Source organism: Nonlabens sp. YIK11, from assembly GCF_001413925.1.
In the GTDB taxonomy this organism is placed as follows: domain Bacteria; phylum Bacteroidota; class Bacteroidia; order Flavobacteriales; family Flavobacteriaceae; genus Nonlabens.
The window spans coordinates 2953214-2971862 of the sequence record NZ_LBMJ01000001.1 but is presented as its reverse complement, the minus strand read 5'-3'; the positions used below and the strand labels follow the sequence as shown (position 1 = coordinate 2971862).

Here is an 18649-nt window from a genome sequence, read left to right as displayed (position 1 = left end):
TACCAATATATACAAATATCAAAGCCTTTTCAATGTTGAAAAGGCTTTTTCTTTGCTGTCTATTTAGAATCAATTACTTGATGGAGCTATGTTTTAAAAAAGCAGAATTACTTTTTGTAAATAGGAATACGGTAGGAAATGCCATAAAAATAACCGACGCCTATTTCGCCTGTATCATAGGTGCGTCCAAAACCGGGTATATAAAGATTGTCAAAATTATCAGGCTGATCTTCCGCAACAAGTCTTTTTAGCTGAACATTTAAGGACAGATATACATTGTTTAATACTTGAACTTTTACACCAGCTTGAATCTCTGCCCAGAAAGCCGTCAGTCCAGTAAACTCTTCATTAGGGAATCTACTAGGTGCAGGAAAAGAACCTACCTCTTCGTAAAAGTCAAACCTATTTAGGGTTTGTGAAAAGCTTGAGGCACCTGCTCTAAACCCTACATAAATCATATTGTCTAGATCGAGCCAGTTGCCATAGAAATTATAATCTGCGCCAGCTTTGATATAGGAACCAGTGGTTTCAAAATCAATTTGATTGGTTTCACGATCAAGAGTTTCGGTTCCTAGTTCGCCGGCGACATACCAGTCCTTGGTAAGTCTATAATCTGCCATGACTTGAAAGCCTGTGTATTCATCGTCAATAGCTGTGCGTACTAGACTGGCTAGATCTATTCCTGCTCGCAGTCCATAAGTCGTAGGATATACAATGGTATCATTTGCCACAGGTTCCTGTGTGGTTTGCTGTGCACTTGCAAGGCAAGCCACCATTACGAACAATAGGCTAGTGGCGTATCTCAACATGAATGTCATTTTTTGAGATGACGTCAGCATTTCTTATGATGACGTTGCTTATCCATGGATTTACGGGATCTTCATCAGGTCTTTCCAAACTAAGATCCAGAAAAGATGAGGTAAAGCCGCAGGCACGGTTGAGGTATACTTCTTCCTCGGTATATCTAAAGTTGATAGGGTCTGCATTGACAGCGCCGTTGGACGTACGAGTGAATGCAAAATTGGTCACGTTTTGATCATTTCGTAAGGGTATAGAAATCGAGTCTACTTGTGTGAGACTAGTTGCGCCCGTACCATTAAGACTGACTGCAAAATTCTCTTCGGTTTCAAACACTTGGAGCCTTTCCACTGGTTTGCGCAACAATGGGTTTCTAGCATCTAGAAAAACGATCACCAGTCGTGGCACATCCAACTCTTCTGGAATGCACAAGTCATCCTTCTCACAAGATGAGAAGCAACAGGCAACAAGCAGTAAAACCGCTATGATTTGATTTCTATTCATTAATAAGTTTTGTCAGCAACTCTGTCGTAGCAGGATAGCTGGGTCTGTGAATATAATCAGATAGAACGATCTCTCCAGATTTATCAATAACGGTATAGGTAGGATAGCCTTCTAATTCTATCATTTGTCTCACAACTTTTGATTGATCCTCATCAAGGAAATAGTGTTTTCCCTTGATCTGAAACTCCGCAATGGATGGTATATATGCACGTCTTTCACTGCTGTGACAGAAATATACAAACTCAACATCATCATTGAATTTTTCATGCAGTTTAGGTGATGCCTCTTTAAATTCGGCTTTGCAGGGACCACACCAGGTTGCCCAGTTGTCAATGTAGACAACTTTACCATTGGCATTTTCAATAATCTCTGCTAAGTAATCCTTTGGATCTTCACTTTTAAATTCTAGAAGTTGAGCTTCCTCAGGAAGTTCTGGACTTTCCAACAGCTTTTTCTCACTTTCATACCTGGAAGCAATGCTGTTTCTGATTTCTTCATCGGCCACCTTAGATAAGTACTGGTCACTAGTAGATTCATAAATGTCAACATTGTGATCCTGGAACTGGTTGAGATAAAACTCATGAATGACCAGGTCGTGTAGCAATGACCCGTCTGATGAGTTCGCTGCTATTTCAATGGCTTTGGAATCTACGCTCTCGCCTTCTTCCACGAGCAATCTGGCTCTGCTTTGATAGTGGTATTTTAAGGTGTATACCAATCTTTGTATGATAGAAGTGTTGATCAAATCTTCTTTTTCAAGCTTAGGAAGGCTGTTCAGGAAATCAAAGTATTCGCTGTCTGCCGCAGGAGCTTCCAGTCCATAATAATCTCTGTACATCGCATAATCAATCTTGGAATTGGGAAAGAAAAACTTCTCACGCGACGTGATGTAATCCTGCAATAATGTATCATTAATGGAAGACATGAATTTCTTGTTGTAATCTGCGATGGTGGTTTGTTCCGCTTTCGCGAAAGCGATAAAATCATCTGTCGCCTGTACTTCTTCATTGTTGTAATACGATTGCACGTCCACTGGGAAATCCTTCAAATAGAGTTGCAGATTGTTATTAGTATCTGCATGATCTCCCGAAAATTTAGGTGCGATCACCTGTGTAGTGTCCACAGCTTTTTCAATAGTCACATTGATGGAATTGCCGGGAACAGCAATCAAGCTAAAAGGTCTAGAAGCAAAAACGGTGACCTCTCTAGGGTCTGTCAATTCCAACTCCAACTGGAAGGTGCCATCCTCGTTGAGGTCTGCCGTGTACTCGTCGTAATCGCTCTTCAAATAATCATAGGCATAAACCTGCACCTGGGAAACATCCAGCGAGTCTGCTGGGTTTACCATACCGGCAATGGTAACCGTATTGCTTGTGATAATGGCCTCTTCAACCACTTCATCTTTACAGGCAAAGAGTAGGATTGCCGTTAACAACAGTAAAATGACTTTTTTCATGGTATTATTTTAATTCAAGTAAAACTACGTTTTCCACATGATGGGTTTGCGGGAACATGTCCACCGGACGCACACGCACCACTCTGTATGCATCATCCAGTAACGCTAGATCACGTGCCTGTGTTGCGCTATTGCAACTAACATATACAATTCTTGGTGCCGCAAGGTTCAAAAGTTGTGCAACTACATCTTTATGCATACCATCACGCGGTGGATCTGTAATGACGACATCTGGCGTGCCGTGCTTATTGATAAAGTCCGTGGTGAACACGTCCTTCATATCGCCCACATAAAATTCTGCATTTTCTACATTATTGAGTTGGGCGTTTGCTTGCGCATCCTCGATAGCTTGAGGTACGGACTCAATTCCCACGACTTTGGCGGCTTTACCAGCAACGAATTGGGCAATGGTACCAGTACCGGTGTATAGGTCATAAACGATCTGAGAACCGTCCAGTCCAGCAAAATCCCGAGTAACCTTATACAGTTCATAGGCCTGTGCAGAGTTGGTCTGATAGAACGATTTTGCACTAATTTTAAACTGCAGGCCCTCCATTTTTTCCATGATAAAATCATCACCGTCGTACAACACCACATCTTGATCATAGATCGTGTCGTTTGCCTTCTCGTTTATGATGTATTGCAGGGACTTGATTTCTGGAAACGATTCTTTCAAATGCTCCAACAAAGCGATGCGCTGTTGCTCATGATCCTGATAAAATTGAATCACCACCATCACGTCGCCAGTGCTGGACATGCGCAACATGAGCGTGCGTAAGGTGCCAGACTTTTCTCGTGGTGAGTAGTAGGAGATATTTTCCGCTTTCGCGAAAGCGTGGACACTCAAACGTATCTGCTCACCAATGGCTGGGTGCAAGTGACATTCATCCAGATGTAGGATCTTGTCCCACATTCCAGGAATGTGGAAGCCTAACGCTTTTTTATCGTCATCGTCCAGCTGCACGTCAGACTGAATCTCTTCAAGCGTCAACCACCGATTTGCCGAGAAGCTGAATTCCATCTTATTGCGATAGTAGTATTGCTGCTCGCTGCCCAGAATCGGTTCAATCTCTGGCAATGTAAGGTGACCTATGCGTGTTAGGTTTTCAACAACTTCCTTTTGTTTGAAAAAGAGCTGGCTGTCGTAGGCCATTTCCTGCCACTTGCAACCGCCACAAGTGTCGTAATGTTTGCAAACAGGTTGTGTGCGTCTTGTGGATCGCTCGTGAAACTGCGTCACTTTTCCTTCATAAAAGGACTTGCGCTTTTTGAAGGTTGTTATATCAACTACATCGCCTGGTACTGCATCGGTAAGGAATATAACTTCACCGTCGGCAGTTTTTGCGACACTTTTACCTCTAGCTCCTGCATCAACAACAGGTACTTTTTCAAAAGTTTTTTGGGCTCTTTTTCTTCTTTTGGACATGGATTCAAAATTAAGCCAATTGCCACGACTAGAAATGGGTTGGCGCCATATTTTGAACCACTCTAATCAATAATGAATTAACGCGCCCTAAACGGATTGCACAAAGCCTTTTTTGTAATTTGCGACAAAGAAATCAAAATATACAAATGAATATTACAGCGTCCAGATCAAAAGAACTTATAGAAATAGAAGAAAAGCACGGTGCCCACAACTACCATCCATTACCAGTGGTGTTAGAGCGTGGCGATGGTGTCTATGTCTGGGATGTAGAAGGAAAGCGTTATTATGATTTCTTGAGTGCCTACAGCGCCGTCAATCAAGGTCACTGTCATCCTGCAATTATTGAAGCAATGACAAAGCAGGCGCGTACCTTGACACTTACCTCAAGAGCTTTTCACAATGATAAGTTGGGCAGGTTCAATAGTTACATGACCAGCTATTTTGACTTTGACAAAGTACTGCCCATGAATACTGGTGCAGAGGCTGTTGAAACCGCCATCAAGATTGCTCGTAAATGGGCCTATGAAAAAAAAGGCGTTGCTGAAACCGATGCTCAAATTATTGTTTGTGACAACAACTTCCATGGTCGTACCACCACTATAATCTCGTTCTCCAATGATGAGAACGCCCGTAAAAACTTTGGACCCTATACACCTGGTTTTATCAAGATACCTTATGATGATACTGAGGCTCTTGAAAAAGCCTTACAACAAGATAATATCGCTGGATTTTTAGTAGAGCCTATTCAAGGTGAAGCTGGAGTTTATACACCAGCAGATGATTTTATGCGTCGCAGTAAGGAATTGTGCGAAAAATACAATGCTTTATTTATCGCAGATGAAATCCAAACCGGTATCGCAAGAACAGGAGCGTTGCTCGCCGTTTGTGGTAAATGTACTTGTGATGGATCTTGTGAACGACAAGAGACCTATGCCAGACCAGATATCTTGATTTTAGGAAAAGCATTATCTGGCGGAGCGTTTCCCGTAAGTGCCGTTCTTGCCGATGATGATATCATGAACGTGATCCATCCAGGACAGCATGGAAGTACTTTTGGTGGGAATCCAGTAGCAGCTGTAGTAGCTATTGCTGCTCTTGATGTTGTTAAGGAAGAATCGCTCGCTCAAAATGCTCGCGAATTGGGAAATTACTTCCGTAAAAAAATCAATGAGTATATTGAAACCACTGATACTGTCACTTTAGTAAGAGGCCGTGGTTTATTGAATGCGATCGTGATCAATGATTCTGAAGACAGTGATACAGCATGGAATATTTGTTTGAAATTGCGAGACAACGGTTTACTTGCTAAACCTACTCACGGCAACATCATACGATTTGCGCCACCATTGGTCATGACTAAAGAGCAACTCGATGAATGTATAGAGATCATCATCAAAACGCTAAAGGATTTTGAATAGTTCTAAAACTTAGATGGAGTTAAGATCTAAAAAATAAAAAAGGGGAAAACGCTAGTTTTCCCCTTTTTGAATTACCGTGCGGTTCTCCATTACATACAGCCTGCTTCTTCCATCGCTTGGTAAAGAGGTGCCAACTGCTCTTCCGTCACGTTAGGATTGTCAGCAAATGTATCAATATACCATTGGTAGAATGCACATTGGTTGTAGTAGAACGCTACTATAAGTGCTAACCCTATTAAGGATATGATAAGCGAAATGATGGCTACCGTTTTAGCCGTTTTCATTGCCTTTCCATTAGAATACAAATCTGGATTTTCGTTGTATTTCTTCAACTCCTTAGAGGCTATCACTAATGCTATAATAGCGGCTACGGTTCCAATCCCGTATATACAGCAGCATAAAAACCCTACGATGGAAAGAATGTAAACTACAGTGGTGTTTAATTTTTGCATGTTAGTTGGATTTAGTAGTCTAAATATAAAAGAATTTACTTTTTTAGAATAAAAAAGGGAAAGCCGACGCTTTCCCTTTGAAAATAAAAACTAGAATATTTAATCCATATCAGCTTCTGCTTGAGCTCTAGTTTGGTCAATAATGTCTTGCGGCACGCCCAGACTTTCCATAGTGTCCAGTGTTTGCTCTAATCTTTCTTCTTCGCTAAGAACAATGTATTGATAAGCAGTGTATGCTGCCATTATTCCAGATAAAATCAAAGCAACAAGTGCCACGGTTTTTGCTGTTTTCATTGCCTTTCCATTGCTGTAAGCTTCTGGGTTTTCGGCATATTTTTTTAGTTCTTTAGTAGCGATTACGAAAGCAATTATGGATGCTATGAATCCTATTCCGTAAAAGCAGCAGCATAAAAACCCTACAATCGAGAGAATATAAACTACAGTGGTGTTTAATTTTTGCATAATAGTTGGTTGTTTAGATGAATGATAATTTAATAATGTAACTGGTCAATATGGTTCCGATGACGATTATGGTTCCCCATAATTTGATTTTCTCTCCATACTTTACATTGACAAACATATCAAAAATTAGGAAACCTAATAGAAATATTGCGGGCAATAATGCCGGATACATAAAAAAGGAATCGATCACCTTTCCCTGTAATAACAGAGAAATGGACCGCTGGATACCACATCCAGGACAGTCCATTCCTATCATTTGCTTAGTGAAACAAGGCAGCATCCAGCTGTCGTCCACAACTATACTCATAATTTCTAATTAGAAATAATCACTTTCTTAGCCAGCTCTTCATCATCAGGCGTAGACACCTTGACAATGTAAATCCCAGCGGAATACGATGACGTATTAAAGGTAAATTCTTGATTTACTTCTTTTGGATTTTGGCTTGCCACCAATCTACCTGCTAAATCAAATACACTAATGTCAGAAACATTTTTGCCAGCTGGGTTTTGAATGGTCAACAAACTACGCTCATTGTTTTGAAAGATGTTGAACGCATCTGTAGCAAGTAATTCATCACCATTGCTCAATGTTGATTTTTCTTCAAAAACGATTTCATATCGATCTGCCACAGTTCCTTTACCAGTTGTAATAGTATAAGAATCATTTAATATGTCATGATATGTATCGGTTTGTTTGTCGTGGATCAACACCTTCTCAGTTTCAAAATTCACCATGGTTGTCACGGCAATTTCAAAAGTTGATGTAGCTGCTGCAGATTTAAACGATACTGGCACAGCTGTTTGGTTCTTGTCATAAGGAACAGCTTGAATCACATATTCATTACCATTTAATGGCATGTAAATGTCTGTATTCACTTTGTTAGCATTATTGCTACCTTCAAGTCCCCAATCATAATCCTCGGTAGCACCTTGTCCAAAAGACAATACCATCTGTCTATTATATCTTTTATTGATGAACGTGTTCAATAGTATTTGAGGTCTAACGTATTTAATAACATTAGCATTTGCGGTTTGATCATTTCCTGAATTAGGAGCAGCTTTGAAAAATGAATTAGTCGGATTTTCTTTCACGAATTCACGTTGTGCGTTTGTGAATGTTGCAATACCATTTCCAGAAGGAAAAGCATTACCAGAACCGTCATTATCTCTAACGATCATGAAACCTTGACCTATCGGAGCATATCTTCTTGTAGTTCCAATGCCAACTGGAAATGAAGGACCACCAGTTATAGTAGTATTGGAACCGCTGATTGGCACACCACTAGAGTCGTACCTAAAAAAAGTCGCAGGCACAAAAGTTCCGTCATCCGCATCATTGCCAGCCTCACCTGGTGTATAAACCCCATAACCTCCTTCATATTCTTGAAGAATATGAGTCGTAGAATTTGAATCCCAGAAATAGATCTCTGGAGTAATGTCTGGATTGTCTTCTAAAAAGTCCTTTAGGTCTAAAGCAGACGGATAGGGGTTACCTACTAGTGAGAAATCACCTTGAGCGACTCCTACTTCTATGTCACCATTGTTAGGAATACCTCTAAAATCATAACGTTGTCCCATTCCTAATTCTGAGTTTTCTATATTAACTCCACCACCATCAAGTATAACTCCCTTCATGGTAAAACCATATCCTGGTAAAACAGTAGCTGAAGGATCAGCAAATGATTGCCATCCAAAATATCCAGATGTCCCTCCATTACCAGCTCCATCTCCAACACTATTATAACTGTAAAGCCATCTGGAAGCTATTCTTAAGGGTTGGTTTATAATAGTCGGGCCTGTCTGCGTCGCTTGATTTGTGAATTCCTGGTCATCTGTTCTACCATCTCTTACATTTGTTCCAAAAATGAATGCTTGATCAGCATCTATAACAAAGTCTGTTTCAAAGTCAAAACCTTCAGTAAGAATGGGGAAGTAGATTTGAGTGTTCTTGAAACCTGCATTAGCTCCAGCATCAGGCTCACTTACCGGAGATGACCAATAGTTATACGTAAAATTATTTGCGACACCTTCTTGAAAAACAGAAAATGTTCCTGCACCAGTATTAGCAGATCCAACATTTCCTTGAATAAGTTGAGCGATTTGACCATTCCCGTCTCCCGAGGCGTCTGCGCCTTCTCTTAGATAAAAAGCAGATCCAGTTTCTCCTGGTGCAGATGGTGCATCGCGCAATTCTAGTTCTTGAGTGATAAAAATATCAGTACCCTTAGAATAGATAAACGCGTCATTGACAACGTGAACCTGCGCTATGGAACTACCTGCAACAAAAAGAGTTGCGATAAAGAATGTAAAGTTTTTCATAGAGGTAACTTTTACTAAGACAAAAATATACTCTTTAAAAGAGTAATATTGTTAATTTCAAATCTAATTAATCTTGTCTTAAATACTATCGGCAAAATACACAATTATTCGATGAACGATAATAAAAAACAGCTTTTTAACGGTATTTTAGTTGTGGTAGGTGCCGCGTTACTGGCTTATTCCCTTACAGTTACGGGCGTGAGCGTGTATGTGCAGATCGTCGGATTATTCATTCTGATGATAGGAGCGTACCGTGCGAGCAAGCATTGGGCAAAACATAAAAACGACCATTTAGATGAGTAACAAGTTTTCCAAAGGAGATAAAGTGCTGGTGCTGGACGACGATATGAGTGGAGTTGTCGCTTTCGCGAAAGCGAAACAAATCACCATCACTACTGCAGATGGTATTGATCTCACCTTTCATGAAGATGAGTTGATTCTTGATAGGCGGTTACAGGTAAAACACATCGAAGTGAAAAAGGAACCGGCTCCCAAAAAACCCAAAAGACGCATACAGTCCCGTAAAAAAGGAGCATTTATCCCAGCGGTAGAAGTGGATTTACATATCCACCAGTTGACCGATAATGAGCGATATATGGATAATTATGACATGCTCAACCTGCAAATTGATACTGCCAGAGACAAGATAGAATGGGCGCACCGCAACAACATTCCAAAACTGGTTTTTATCCATGGCGTAGGCGCTGGAGTACTCAAACAAGAACTGGACTTTTTGTTTGAGCGCTATGATTACCTAAAACATTATGATGCTGATTTCCAGAAATACGGTAAAGGTGCCACTGAGGTGTATTTATTTCAAAATCCTAAATAGAATTACTCTTCTACAAATGCTGGAGTGACGGTAACTTGTCTCTCTGGTATAATGTATGTTCCAAAGTTTCTGATTTGATCAAAGTTGTCAAAAACAATGGTTTCTTCTCCTCTCACTAAAGTAAGGTTAGGTATTTGAATCTCAACCACAGAAATTCTGTCATAGCTGTGCGGTATAAAACTATCTATGGCCGGTGAGACGGCATTGGCAACCTCAAGATTTAGATAATCTGGCCTGCCGTTAGTGATGTCATTAGTAGGATCAAGGTCACGGTTAGCATCTTCTTGAATGGTTAAAACACCATCGTTATCATCATCATTGTCTAGATAATCAGGAATACCATCGCCGTCTGTATCACGACTCTGGGTTAAAGAGATGGTACCATCATTTTCAAATACCACGCCTTCATCAATAGTAGGGATATTATCACCATCATCATCTGCATCAATTTTGTCGGGTAACCCATCACCATCCGTGTCCTGGCCTGATGGCTCCAGATAGTTGGGTATGCCATCGAGATCGCTGTCTAGTCTTTCATCCTCTTCATTATTTAGTGCTTCTGTGGATGTGAGAATTTGATTAGACGCAATCAAATTGATCTCTCCAGATCTCGAAATAAGAGCGTCTATCACGGTAGGTGTTGCCGGTGGCAGCAGGCTACAAAAATAATCATCACCAGGTGCTGCATTGTATTTTCTATATTCTACACGGTTCATATCACTTATTCTTAAACCAGTGTAGGAACCATCTATATCCAGTAAGTTTCTATCAGTAGTAAGCTCCACGCTCAAACTTTCAAAAGTGTTGTTATCTACTTTGTAAAAAAGATAGGTTCTAGAGTCTGTATCTGTACCTGTATCTGTTTCTGGTAAGCAAGCCTCTACGTCAATGCCTTGAAAAGAAAGATCCTCTACAATGATGTCGCCGTCATCGCAGGAAACCAGCACTAGCAGCAGTAAAAAACAGTATATATTCTTCATATTCCAAAGGTAGTATATCATTATAATATGATCATGTGCTTTATTGTTTCCTAAAATTTTATTTTTGTTGCATGAAGCAAGTATATCTAGATAATGCAGCGACCACGCAATTGCGACCAGAAGTGGTGTCTCGCATGACAGAGGTTTTGTCAAACGTGCCCGGCAATCCCAGTTCAACACATAGCTATGGACGCAGCGCTAAATCTTTGATAGAGACCGCTCGCAAGAACATTGCAAAGCAATTAAACGTCACTGCTGCCGAAATTATTTTCACCTCTGGTGGTACAGAAGCTGATAATCTTGCCATACACAGCTGCGTTAGGGATCTAGATGTCAAACGCATTATTACTACAGGTATCGAGCACCATGCTGTAGTATATATCGTGGATTACTGTCGGGATAAATACGGTATCGAGGTAGAGCACGTTAAATTGAAAGAATGCGGTACTCCAGATTATTACCATCTAGAGCAATTGCTTCAAGAGTCTGATAAGAAAACTTTGGTTTCCTTAATGCACATCAATAATGAGATAGGCAATAGGCTCGACATAGAACGTGTAGGTGGCCTGTGTCGTAAATACAAGGCACTATTTCACAGCGATTGCGTTCAATCCATAGGTCACTACGAGATGGATCTTGCGGAACTTCCCGTGGATTTTACGGCGGTAAGCGCCCATAAATTTCATGGTCCTAAGGGCGTTGGGTTTGCCTTCATAAGAAAGGGAACTGGTTTGAAGCCCTTAATCCTAGGTGGTTCACAAGAACGTGGCATCAGGGCAGGAACTGAAAGTGTCCACAATATTGTAGGAATGGATCTAGCCATGCAAATGGCATATGAAAACCTTGAAAAGGATCGAGCCTACATCAAGGACTTAAAAGAATATTTTAAAAATTCGCTCGAGGCGAAAATTGATGGCGTCAAGTTCAACGGTAAATGTGCCGATGGGGATAACTCCACCTACACGCTATTGAACGTTTGCCTACCATGTCCAGCCGAAAAAGCTGCAATGCTGCTGTTCACCCTGGATCTTAAAGGAATCGCATGTTCTAAAGGTAGCGCTTGTCAAAGTGGTAGTCAAAAAGGCTCTCATGTCCTGTCTCAAATTTTGAATGAGGAAGACCTGGACAAACCTAGTTTGAGATTTAGCTTCTCTATCTATAATACCAAAGAAGAATTGGATTATGTGGTAGATGTTTTGAAGGAGTACCTAGAGAGTGCCAATAATTAAAACCTAGCCACCACTCTAAAGTTAAGCACTCGTGGCGTCAAGAAGTTTGGGATCGCAATCTGCCTGCTAGTGGCAATGTCTCTGACCCAAATATTTGTGATGCTGTTCTGGTTGTCAAAGATGTTGTAGATCTCGGCACCTATATAGAACTCATCAAAATTGGCGAAAGTCTTGCTATCATTATTGTCATCCTTGAATACATAATTGATACCTAAGTCTGCGCGACGATAATCCCGCAATCTAAACTGAAAATCATAGGGATCTGCATAATTAGGTGAGCCGCCAGGAAGACCTGTGTTGTAAACCAAGTTCAAATACATGCGCAGTTGTGGTAAATTAGGCACATAATCCTGAAATAGCATGGCAAATTTCAGACGTTGGTCTGTCGGTCTGGAGATGAATCCGCGGTTGTTGAGGTTCTCTTCTGTTTTGAGATAGCCAGCACTAATCCAGCTTTCGGTTCCTTTAATGAATTCACCGTTGAGTCTCAAGTCCAGACCATACGCATAAGCTTTGGCATCATTGTTTGCACGATAGCGTATTCTTACATTTTCCAGCGTGTAAGTGTTGACGTCGCTTAGATTTTTGTAGTACGCTTCACTAGTCAGCTTGAAAGGCCTGTCATTCCACTGGAAACTCCAGTCGTTCCCAATCACAAAATGAATGGATTGCTGGGCTTTGACATCTGGGTTGACGCTTCCATCCTCATCACGTAATTCTCGGTAAAAAGGTGGCTGGTGATAGACTCCAGTAGAGATTCTAAAAAGCATGTCCGTCTCTTTCCAGTAAGGTTTTATGGCAAACTGTCCACGAGGTGAAAAAACGGTTTGATTGGAATCTTCAAAGGCATCGCCACTAACGGTCCAATTGTGAAAGCGTGCGCCTAGGTTCCAGAAGATTTCACTATTTCCCCAGTAACCGCGGCTGCTATATTGAGCAAAACCCTGTATGCGAGAAACCTTCACTTCATTATCTGCATTGATAGAGGTGAATGGTACTAGAGGCGCGGTAAAAGGCGTGTATGGCTCATCATTTCTTAGGTTTCCTCCTGGTGGACGCACATTGAATCCAGCACTATCAACAACCGTATATTCTCGCACACGATCCCTAATGTCTTCCACATTGGCTTTAATGCCCCAATCCAGCTGATCGTTAGAATTGCCTTCTTTTTTAAAAACGAAAGTTCCACGATGTTCAAGTGTAGCGATCAAAGCGTCTAGGTCATTACGGCCATGTTCCAGTTCTGAACCTATACCGGTGACAAAATCCACCTGTCCAAAATCACGACTGCCTATATCTGTATTGGGACTACCTAAACCATACTGGGCGAGAATGTCATAATGCTCTTGTTCCTGCGTATGATAGACGCTTGAAATGAGTCTTAAATTAAGCTGATCATTGACATCATAACTCGCTTTTACAGCGCCAAAATAGGTCTCATATTGATCCTCTTCCTGGCCTTGATAATCAATCACCACCGCAACAGGTTCTTGGATAGTTCCGAAGTTTGTCTGTCGGTCACGAGGTTCAAAATCATAACTGTTGATTGCGATGTTTCCTAAAAAGCCCAGTTCAAATTTGGGATTGACTCGATAGGTGATGTACGTCTGTGCGTCAAAAAACCTCGGTACTGCATTGGCTACGGTTTCCCTAGAGTTGATGAAAAGACTGTTGTCTCTGTATCGCAATCCAGCTGTTGCGGTCATCGCTTTCGCGAAAGCGGTTCCCTCAACAAACGCATTTGCTCCCAACAAACTGGCGTCTATACCAGCGGCAAAATCTGTAGGCCTGCGGTACTCCAGATCCAAAACCGAACTGAGTTTGTCACCATATTTTGCCTGAAAACCACCAGCTGAAAAATCAACACTGCGCACCAGATCTGTATTGACAACGCTCAGGCCTTCCTGCTGGCCGCTACGTATCAAAAATGGGCGATACACTTCGATTTCATTGATGTAGATGAGGTTCTCATCATAATTTCCACCTCGCACGGCGTATTGAGTGCTTAGTTCGTTGTTGTTATTCACTCCTGGTAGCGATAGTAGAATGTTTTCCACACCAGGTTGGGCGCCTGGGATTCTTCTGATCATTTGTGGATCTATTGTGGTCACGCCGGTAAATTGGCGGTCTGTGGTGGCATTAACGACAACCGTTCCTATTTGTTCTACAGCTACCTTCATAACAGGGTTGATCTCCAGAATCTCACCACTTTTCAGTAGGAGTTGTTGGATCGTCAAAGAGCTGTAGGAGACGCTTGAGAACCTCAGGTTTATAGCGGTATTGGCTTCAACCTTGATCTCATAATACCCGTTGATGTTGCTTACTGTACCTATCGTAGTGCCTTGAACACTTACATTGACATTTGCTATGGGTTGCTGTTGCTCGTTAAGTATGATACCTTGAATGGTCGCTTGTTGGGCGTGAGCAGCCATGGAAGCGGTCATCAAAAAAAGTAGAAGGATGAAGTATTTCAATGTGGTCAATTATTCCTTTCGGTGAAATGTAGCTTCAAATTTACTGCTATTTCCCACATTGTCCGTGACGATGACCACCAACTCATTATCAGTATCTGTAACGACGCCATCCTCAAAGTAATGCGTCAATAGATCTGTTTTGTAATCGTATTCCATCAAAATGAATTTACCATTCACTGTCGCACGATAGGCCTGGACGCCCGTATCCTTATCGTTAATCTTTAATTTGAGCGTTTGGTTTTTACTGATCCATTGTCCATCCTTGAAATTGACGGGTGCGATGGTGGGATCTTTGGTATCCTTGCTAATGGCGTAAGTGCCTAGGGTTTTAGTAAACGCAGTTAATGTGTTTCCTTTCAAACGTGAAGGAGTGTAGTAGGCAGCACCCCAAGAAGTGGTCCTCGCGATAAAATATTTGTCGCGATCCTCATCCTGTTTGCTGCTCATGTCATAATTGATCACCATGTTTTTATGTAATGGCACGATGTCCTCATGAACTTTGAGCGTGTCAGAGTTCTGTTTGATGTTCAAAAAAGTATCTTCATAAAGCGACCCTTGCGGGATGGTAAGCGTGAAGGCTCCTAAAGTTGTAGTATAAGTCTCATTGTGTGGTATCAAAGTAGCGTCTTTTGGGCTGTCAACTTGCAGGTTTTCTAATTTGGACTCGTTGGTAATGTCCATCACGATCTCGCTGTCGTTGCCTTTAAAATCTGTGATATTGACTTTATAAACATGAGTGGATCCAGGATCAAAAAGCTGTAGCTTTCCTTGATTGTTGACATCGCCGTAAAGACTAAGCGGGCTACCATCTGGAACATATAGTCTAGAAATACGGCTCTTGCTTTTTTTGAAATGTTCAAAATCAATCATTTGATTGATGTATCGGGTTTCATCAAAAGAAAATTTATCAAATGTCATTTCAAAATGTGGACTACCGTTGAAGTAGGTTTTTATGGTATAGACACCATTTTGATTGTTGGCTCCATCCAGTCGGTCATTAGTATTGACGCCCATTCCAATGTTTCCGTAAGCTGAAAAAGGTTCCACTTTGAATTTACCATCCTGTAAGGGAACCACACGAAGTAGTTGCGCCTCATTTTTTCCATTTACGGTTGACTCTGCATCTAGTGGGTAGGCTTTGACTTGTTTCACTAAAGGATTTCTGGAATCTGGAATATCGATTCCAAATAGCATGGGATTCATGGGTCGTGCCGCTCCATCACGTATTTCAAAGTGAAGGTGTGGTCCACCGCTACCGCCAGAATTACCGCTGTAGGCAATGATCTCATCCTGATCTACTCGCAATTCCAGATCGTCTGGATACAGTTGGATCTCATAACTTTCTTGGGCATATTGTCTTGCCTTCACATATTCTTCAATCCTTGGGCTAAATTTTTCAAGGTGTGCATACACGGTAGTATAGCCATTAGGATGCGTGATGTACAGCGCCTTTCCATAACCATAATGCTCTATCTTGATACGACTCACGTAGCCAGCTGCAGCGGCATGAACGTTAGCGCCTGTTCTCTGATTGGTTTTGATATCCAGACCACTATGAAAATGGTTGGAGCGCAGCTCACCAAAAGTACCACTTAGAATAAGTTTGATGTCCAGAGGATGATGGAAATAATCCTGTGGAAGCTCTTTTGTAGTTTGGCTTTCGCCAAAGCGAACTAAAAATAATCCCAGTAACAGGAAACAGATATATTTTGTTTGCATCTTCTAAATATATGGTTAGGAATGTTGATCGCAAAAAGGTTTTCAAACTTTGTTCCATAAATATTTGATTTGTCTGTGTGGAAAGTTAATTTTGTTGGAACCGCATTAATTTTGCCCAATGTCCACCCTTTTAAACCGCATTGATCAGATAGAGCTTAAGGTCAAAGCCTTAATCATTGAAAATCAAAGGTTGAAAAAGAAATTAGATTCTAAACAAGAGTCTATTGAAGGATTTAAAAAGCAGCTAGAGGTCGCGCAAGAGGCCATTCAAGAAGGCAATGAGACGATCGTTATGCTTAAAACGGCAAATGCGATGCTAGGTAGTGATGATTACAAAACAAAAACAAAACTCAAGATCAATGCACTGGTCCGTGAAATAGATCAATGTATTGCACAATTAGCATAGGTTGGAAGGTAAACTCAAGATTAAGATATCGATTGCAGATAGAGTCTATCCTTTAACGATTGACCCTTCTCGAGAAGAAGGTTTGCGCAAGGCAGCAAAAAATATCCAGGCGATGATCAAGCAACTGGAGCAAAGCTATGCCGTGCGTGACAAGCAAGATGTCCTTGCCATGTGTGCGCTGCAGTTTGCAGCAAGATCTGAGCAACATACTATTGATAAGAGTGATGATAATGAAGAGGTCCAGGATCGTTTACAGATACTGGAACAATTATTGAATCAACACTTGTCATAAACGTTCTTTAAATAAACAGTTACTACCTGCACTTGTTTCATTTTTTGGTGAACTCAACACTTAATTCTTTAAAAAAAGTGAGTCGTGGTTGTAAAAGCAAGCCGTGCCTAGAGCCGGATCCTTGATCAGCCAGTTAGCTTTAAACTTTATTTAGGGAGTTCAGACAAAACCGAAACTCGTGCAGGTTTTTTTATATATAACAACCAATGGATACAACAACAGTGATTATAGCGGCGATCGTCGCACTTATAATAGGACTCGCCATAGGCTTCTTCATAGCCAAGGCAAAAGTCGAGAAAGGTAAAGCCTCACAACTCATCATTGATGCTAAAAAGGACGCCGAGTCCATCATCAAAGAAGCCGAGGCGAAAGGTGAAAAAATCAAGTCTGAGAAAACCTATCGTGCCAAAGAAAAATTCATAGAACTCAAATCACAGCATGAAAAGGAAATCATGCAACGTGAGAAGAAAATGAGCGATGCTGAAAAGCGAACCAAAGACAAAGAGTCCAAAGTATCTAATGAACTAGCGCAAACAAAACGTTTAAGCCAGAGTCTTGATAGCAAAATCAAAGACCTTGACGAGAAGCGAGAAGCTTTTTCCAAAAAGCAGGAAGAAGTGGAGAAACTTCATGAGCAGCAAATCAAGCAACTCGAAGTCATAAGTGGTATGTCTGGCGACGATGCTAAAAAACAATTGGTAGAATCTCTCAAGGACAAAGCAAGAACAGAGGCGATGTCTATCATTCAAGATACCATTGAAGAAGCAAAGCTAACAGCGCAACAAGAAGCGCGTAAAGTGATCATCAATACGATCCAAAGAATAGGTACTGAAGAAGCCGTTGAAAACTGTGTTTCAGTTTTTAATCTTGAAAGTGACGATGTCAAGGGACGTATCATAGGCCGTGAAGGTCGTAACATACGAGCCATTGAAGCTGCCACAGGAGTAGAGATCATTGTTGATGACACTCCAGATGCCATTATCTTAAGTTGCTTTGATAGCGTGCGACGTGAAGTAGCACGACTATCATTACACAAACTGGTAACTGATGGAAGAATTCACCCAGCACGAATTGAAGAAGTGGTGAGCAAAACCAGAAAGCAGATCGATCAAGAAATTGCTGAGGTAGGAAAAAGAACCGTTATCGATTTAGGTATCCACGGTCTGCATCCAGAGCTTATAAAAATGGTAGGTAGAATGAAGTACAGATCTTCCTACGGTCAGAATCTTTTACAGCACAGTAGAGAAGTAGCAAAATTATGTGGTACCATGGCTGCAGAACTAGGCTTGAATGCTAAGCTTGCCAAACGTGCTGGTCTCTTACACGATATAGGTAAGGTTCCTGAAACGGAAGACGAGACACCACACGCTATCTTAGGAATGAAGCTCGCAGAAAAGCATGGTGAAAAACCAGAGGTTTGTAATGCGATAGGAGCACACCACGATGAGATTGAGATGACCTCGTTATTATCACCTATCATTCAGGTTTGTGATGCGATAAGCGGCGCGCGTCCAGGAGCTAGAAGACAGGTACTGGATTCATATATTCAGCGTCTTAAGGATCTAGAAGATATCGCATTTGGTTTTGGAGGTGTGGAAAAGGCTTATGCCATTCAAGCAGGAAGAGAATTGAGAGTGATGGTGGAAAGTGAAAAGATTTCAGATGATAGGGCGGCGCAGTTATCCTTTGAGATTTCCCAAAAAATTCAAACCGATATGACCTATCCAGGTCAAGTGAAGGTGACTGTTATTAGAGAAACGAGAGCGGTGAATATCGCTAAGTAACTTTAAGGTTATAAATAGCAAAAGCCGCTCGATTTGAGCGGCTTTTTTTGTTTCTAATGTCCCTAAGATCAGAAACTTTTGCTAAGTTCCAATCACAC

General features: G+C 41.2%; 18 protein-coding genes and 1 other RNA gene. 8 read left to right on the top strand and 11 right to left on the bottom strand.

From position 1 onward, the window contains the following. Positions 1–107 precede the first annotated feature (107 nt). The 4 genes from AAU57_RS13525 to rlmD are packed head-to-tail and all read right to left on the bottom strand — an operon-like array spanning position 108 to position 4184. Complete coding sequence (locus AAU57_RS13525) at positions 108–809, bottom strand: DUF6048 family protein (RefSeq protein WP_055413420.1); 702 nt, start codon at positions 807–809, stop codon at positions 108–110. After that, positions 790–1302 carry a DUF6452 family protein gene (locus tag AAU57_RS13520; RefSeq protein WP_055413419.1) on the bottom strand — a complete coding sequence of 171 codons (513 nt, stop codon included), beginning with the start codon at positions 1300–1302 and terminating at the stop codon, positions 790–792. The genes AAU57_RS13525 and AAU57_RS13520 overlap by 20 nt, the downstream gene beginning before the upstream one ends. Then, positions 1295–2758, bottom strand: coding sequence for a TlpA family protein disulfide reductase (locus AAU57_RS13515; protein WP_055413418.1), 1464 nt, complete (start codon positions 2756–2758; stop codon positions 1295–1297). Before AAU57_RS13515 ends, AAU57_RS13520 begins: the two co-directional genes overlap by 8 nt. Before the next feature lie 4 nt (positions 2759–2762). Beyond that, complete coding sequence (gene rlmD / locus AAU57_RS13510) at positions 2763–4184, bottom strand: 23S rRNA (uracil(1939)-C(5))-methyltransferase RlmD (RefSeq protein WP_055413417.1); 1422 nt, start codon at positions 4182–4184, stop codon at positions 2763–2765. Positions 4185–4330: 146 nt separating this feature from the next. On the opposite strand from rlmD, the gene rocD reads away from it, so the two are divergent. Then, positions 4331–5602: an ornithine--oxo-acid transaminase gene (gene rocD, locus AAU57_RS13505; RefSeq protein WP_055413416.1), complete on the top strand. Its 1272-nt coding sequence runs from the start codon at positions 4331–4333 to the stop codon at positions 5600–5602. Between the two features lie 89 nt (positions 5603–5691). Here the strand turns inward: rocD and AAU57_RS13500 are convergent, their stop codons facing one another. The 4 genes from AAU57_RS13500 to AAU57_RS13485 all read right to left on the bottom strand — a co-directional run bounded on the left by AAU57_RS13500 (position 5692) and on the right by AAU57_RS13485 (position 8835). Next, positions 5692–6054: a CCC motif membrane protein gene (locus AAU57_RS13500; RefSeq protein ID WP_055413415.1), complete on the bottom strand. Its 363-nt coding sequence runs from the start codon at positions 6052–6054 to the stop codon at positions 5692–5694. A 99-nt stretch (positions 6055–6153) separates the two neighbouring features. After that, positions 6154–6516: a CCC motif membrane protein gene (locus AAU57_RS13495; protein WP_055413414.1), complete on the bottom strand. Its 363-nt coding sequence runs from the start codon at positions 6514–6516 to the stop codon at positions 6154–6156. Between the two features lie 13 nt (positions 6517–6529). Beyond that, positions 6530–6823: a DUF2752 domain-containing protein gene (locus AAU57_RS13490; protein ID WP_055413413.1), complete on the bottom strand. Its 294-nt coding sequence runs from the start codon at positions 6821–6823 to the stop codon at positions 6530–6532. A gap of 5 nt (positions 6824–6828) precedes the next feature. Beyond that, the gene (locus tag AAU57_RS13485) at positions 6829–8835 is read right to left on the bottom strand and encodes a T9SS type A sorting domain-containing protein (RefSeq protein ID WP_055413412.1); all 2007 of its coding nucleotides are present in this window, start codon (positions 8833–8835) and stop codon (positions 6829–6831) included. Between the two features lie 111 nt (positions 8836–8946). Here AAU57_RS13485 and AAU57_RS13480 point away from each other — a divergent pair, with 111 nt between their 5' ends. Both AAU57_RS13480 and AAU57_RS13475 read left to right on the top strand, forming a co-directional pair. Beyond that, the gene (locus tag AAU57_RS13480; protein ID WP_055413411.1) at positions 8947–9138 is read left to right on the top strand and encodes a hypothetical protein; all 192 of its coding nucleotides are present in this window, start codon (positions 8947–8949) and stop codon (positions 9136–9138) included. Further along, a complete protein-coding gene (locus AAU57_RS13475; protein WP_055413410.1) occupies positions 9131–9667 on the top strand; it encodes a Smr/MutS family protein in 537 nt (178 codons plus the stop codon). Before AAU57_RS13480 ends, AAU57_RS13475 begins: the two co-directional genes overlap by 8 nt. Before the next feature lie 2 nt (positions 9668–9669). Here the strand turns inward: AAU57_RS13475 and AAU57_RS13470 are convergent, their stop codons facing one another. After that, positions 9670–10647 carry a hypothetical protein gene (locus tag AAU57_RS13470; protein ID WP_055413409.1) on the bottom strand — a complete coding sequence of 326 codons (978 nt, stop codon included), beginning with the start codon at positions 10645–10647 and terminating at the stop codon, positions 9670–9672. A gap of 71 nt (positions 10648–10718) precedes the next feature. Between AAU57_RS13470 and AAU57_RS13465 the strand changes: the two genes are divergently transcribed. Next, positions 10719–11876, top strand: a complete 1158-nt coding sequence (locus AAU57_RS13465) for a cysteine desulfurase family protein (protein WP_055413408.1) — start codon at positions 10719–10721, stop codon at positions 11874–11876. On the opposite strand, the gene AAU57_RS13460 is transcribed toward AAU57_RS13465, so the two are convergent. Both AAU57_RS13460 and AAU57_RS13455 read right to left on the bottom strand, forming a co-directional pair. Next, a complete protein-coding gene (locus AAU57_RS13460) occupies positions 11873–14350 on the bottom strand; it encodes a TonB-dependent receptor (protein WP_316931658.1) in 2478 nt (825 codons plus the stop codon). The two genes, AAU57_RS13465 and AAU57_RS13460, sit on opposite strands and share 4 nt — an antisense overlap. Before the next feature lie 9 nt (positions 14351–14359). Continuing rightward, positions 14360–16069, bottom strand: coding sequence for a M23 family metallopeptidase (locus AAU57_RS13455; protein WP_055413407.1), 1710 nt, complete (start codon positions 16067–16069; stop codon positions 14360–14362). Positions 16070–16187: 118 nt separating this feature from the next. Between AAU57_RS13455 and AAU57_RS13450 the strand changes: the two genes are divergently transcribed. The 4 genes from AAU57_RS13450 (at position 16188) to rny (ending at position 18551) form a co-directional block, all read left to right on the top strand. Further along, positions 16188–16475, top strand: a complete 288-nt coding sequence (locus tag AAU57_RS13450) for a hypothetical protein (protein ID WP_055413406.1) — start codon at positions 16188–16190, stop codon at positions 16473–16475. A gap of 1 nt (position 16476) precedes the next feature. Further along, on the top strand, positions 16477–16767 hold the full coding sequence (locus tag AAU57_RS13445; protein ID WP_055413405.1) for a cell division protein ZapA: 291 nt from the start codon (positions 16477–16479) through the stop codon (positions 16765–16767). Positions 16768–16818: 51 nt separating this feature from the next. Further along, positions 16819–16928, top strand: a non-coding RNA gene (ssrS, locus tag AAU57_RS14915) — 6S RNA. A 45-nt stretch (positions 16929–16973) separates the two neighbouring features. Next, entirely contained in the window at positions 16974–18551 is a 1578-nt protein-coding gene (gene rny / locus AAU57_RS13440; RefSeq protein WP_055413404.1) for a ribonuclease Y, read from the top strand. Positions 18552–18649 lie beyond the last annotated feature (98 nt).

Bases quoted from the DNA above. Each gene is read 5' to 3' on its own strand.
- AAU57_RS13520 (WP_055413419.1), bottom strand. From the start codon at position 1,302: ATGAATAGAAATCAAATCATAGCGGTTTTACTGCTTGTTGCCTGTTGC.
- rocD (WP_055413416.1), top strand. From the start codon at position 4,331: ATGAATATTACAGCGTCCAGATCAAAAGAACTTATAGAAATAGAAGAA.
- AAU57_RS13470 (WP_055413409.1), bottom strand. From the start codon at position 10,647: ATGAAGAATATATACTGTTTTTTACTGCTGCTAGTGCTGGTTTCCTGC.
- AAU57_RS13525 (WP_055413420.1), bottom strand. From the start codon at position 809: ATGTTGAGATACGCCACTAGCCTATTGTTCGTAATGGTGGCTTGCCTT.
- AAU57_RS13455 (WP_055413407.1), bottom strand. From the start codon at position 16,069: ATGCAAACAAAATATATCTGTTTCCTGTTACTGGGATTATTTTTAGTT.
- AAU57_RS13480 (WP_055413411.1), top strand. From the start codon at position 8,947: ATGAACGATAATAAAAAACAGCTTTTTAACGGTATTTTAGTTGTGGTA.
- AAU57_RS13485 (WP_055413412.1), bottom strand. From the start codon at position 8,835: ATGAAAAACTTTACATTCTTTATCGCAACTCTTTTTGTTGCAGGTAGT.
- AAU57_RS13515 (WP_055413418.1), bottom strand. From the start codon at position 2,758: ATGAAAAAAGTCATTTTACTGTTGTTAACGGCAATCCTACTCTTTGCC.
- AAU57_RS13465 (WP_055413408.1), top strand. From the start codon at position 10,719: ATGAAGCAAGTATATCTAGATAATGCAGCGACCACGCAATTGCGACCA.
- AAU57_RS13450 (WP_055413406.1), top strand. From the start codon at position 16,188: ATGTCCACCCTTTTAAACCGCATTGATCAGATAGAGCTTAAGGTCAAA.
- AAU57_RS13500 (WP_055413415.1), bottom strand. From the start codon at position 6,054: ATGCAAAAATTAAACACCACTGTAGTTTACATTCTTTCCATCGTAGGG.
- rny (WP_055413404.1), top strand. From the start codon at position 16,974: ATGGATACAACAACAGTGATTATAGCGGCGATCGTCGCACTTATAATA.
- AAU57_RS13475 (WP_055413410.1), top strand. From the start codon at position 9,131: ATGAGTAACAAGTTTTCCAAAGGAGATAAAGTGCTGGTGCTGGACGAC.
- rlmD (WP_055413417.1), bottom strand. From the start codon at position 4,184: ATGTCCAAAAGAAGAAAAAGAGCCCAAAAAACTTTTGAAAAAGTACCT.
- AAU57_RS13495 (WP_055413414.1), bottom strand. From the start codon at position 6,516: ATGCAAAAATTAAACACCACTGTAGTTTATATTCTCTCGATTGTAGGG.
- AAU57_RS13490 (WP_055413413.1), bottom strand. From the start codon at position 6,823: ATGAGTATAGTTGTGGACGACAGCTGGATGCTGCCTTGTTTCACTAAG.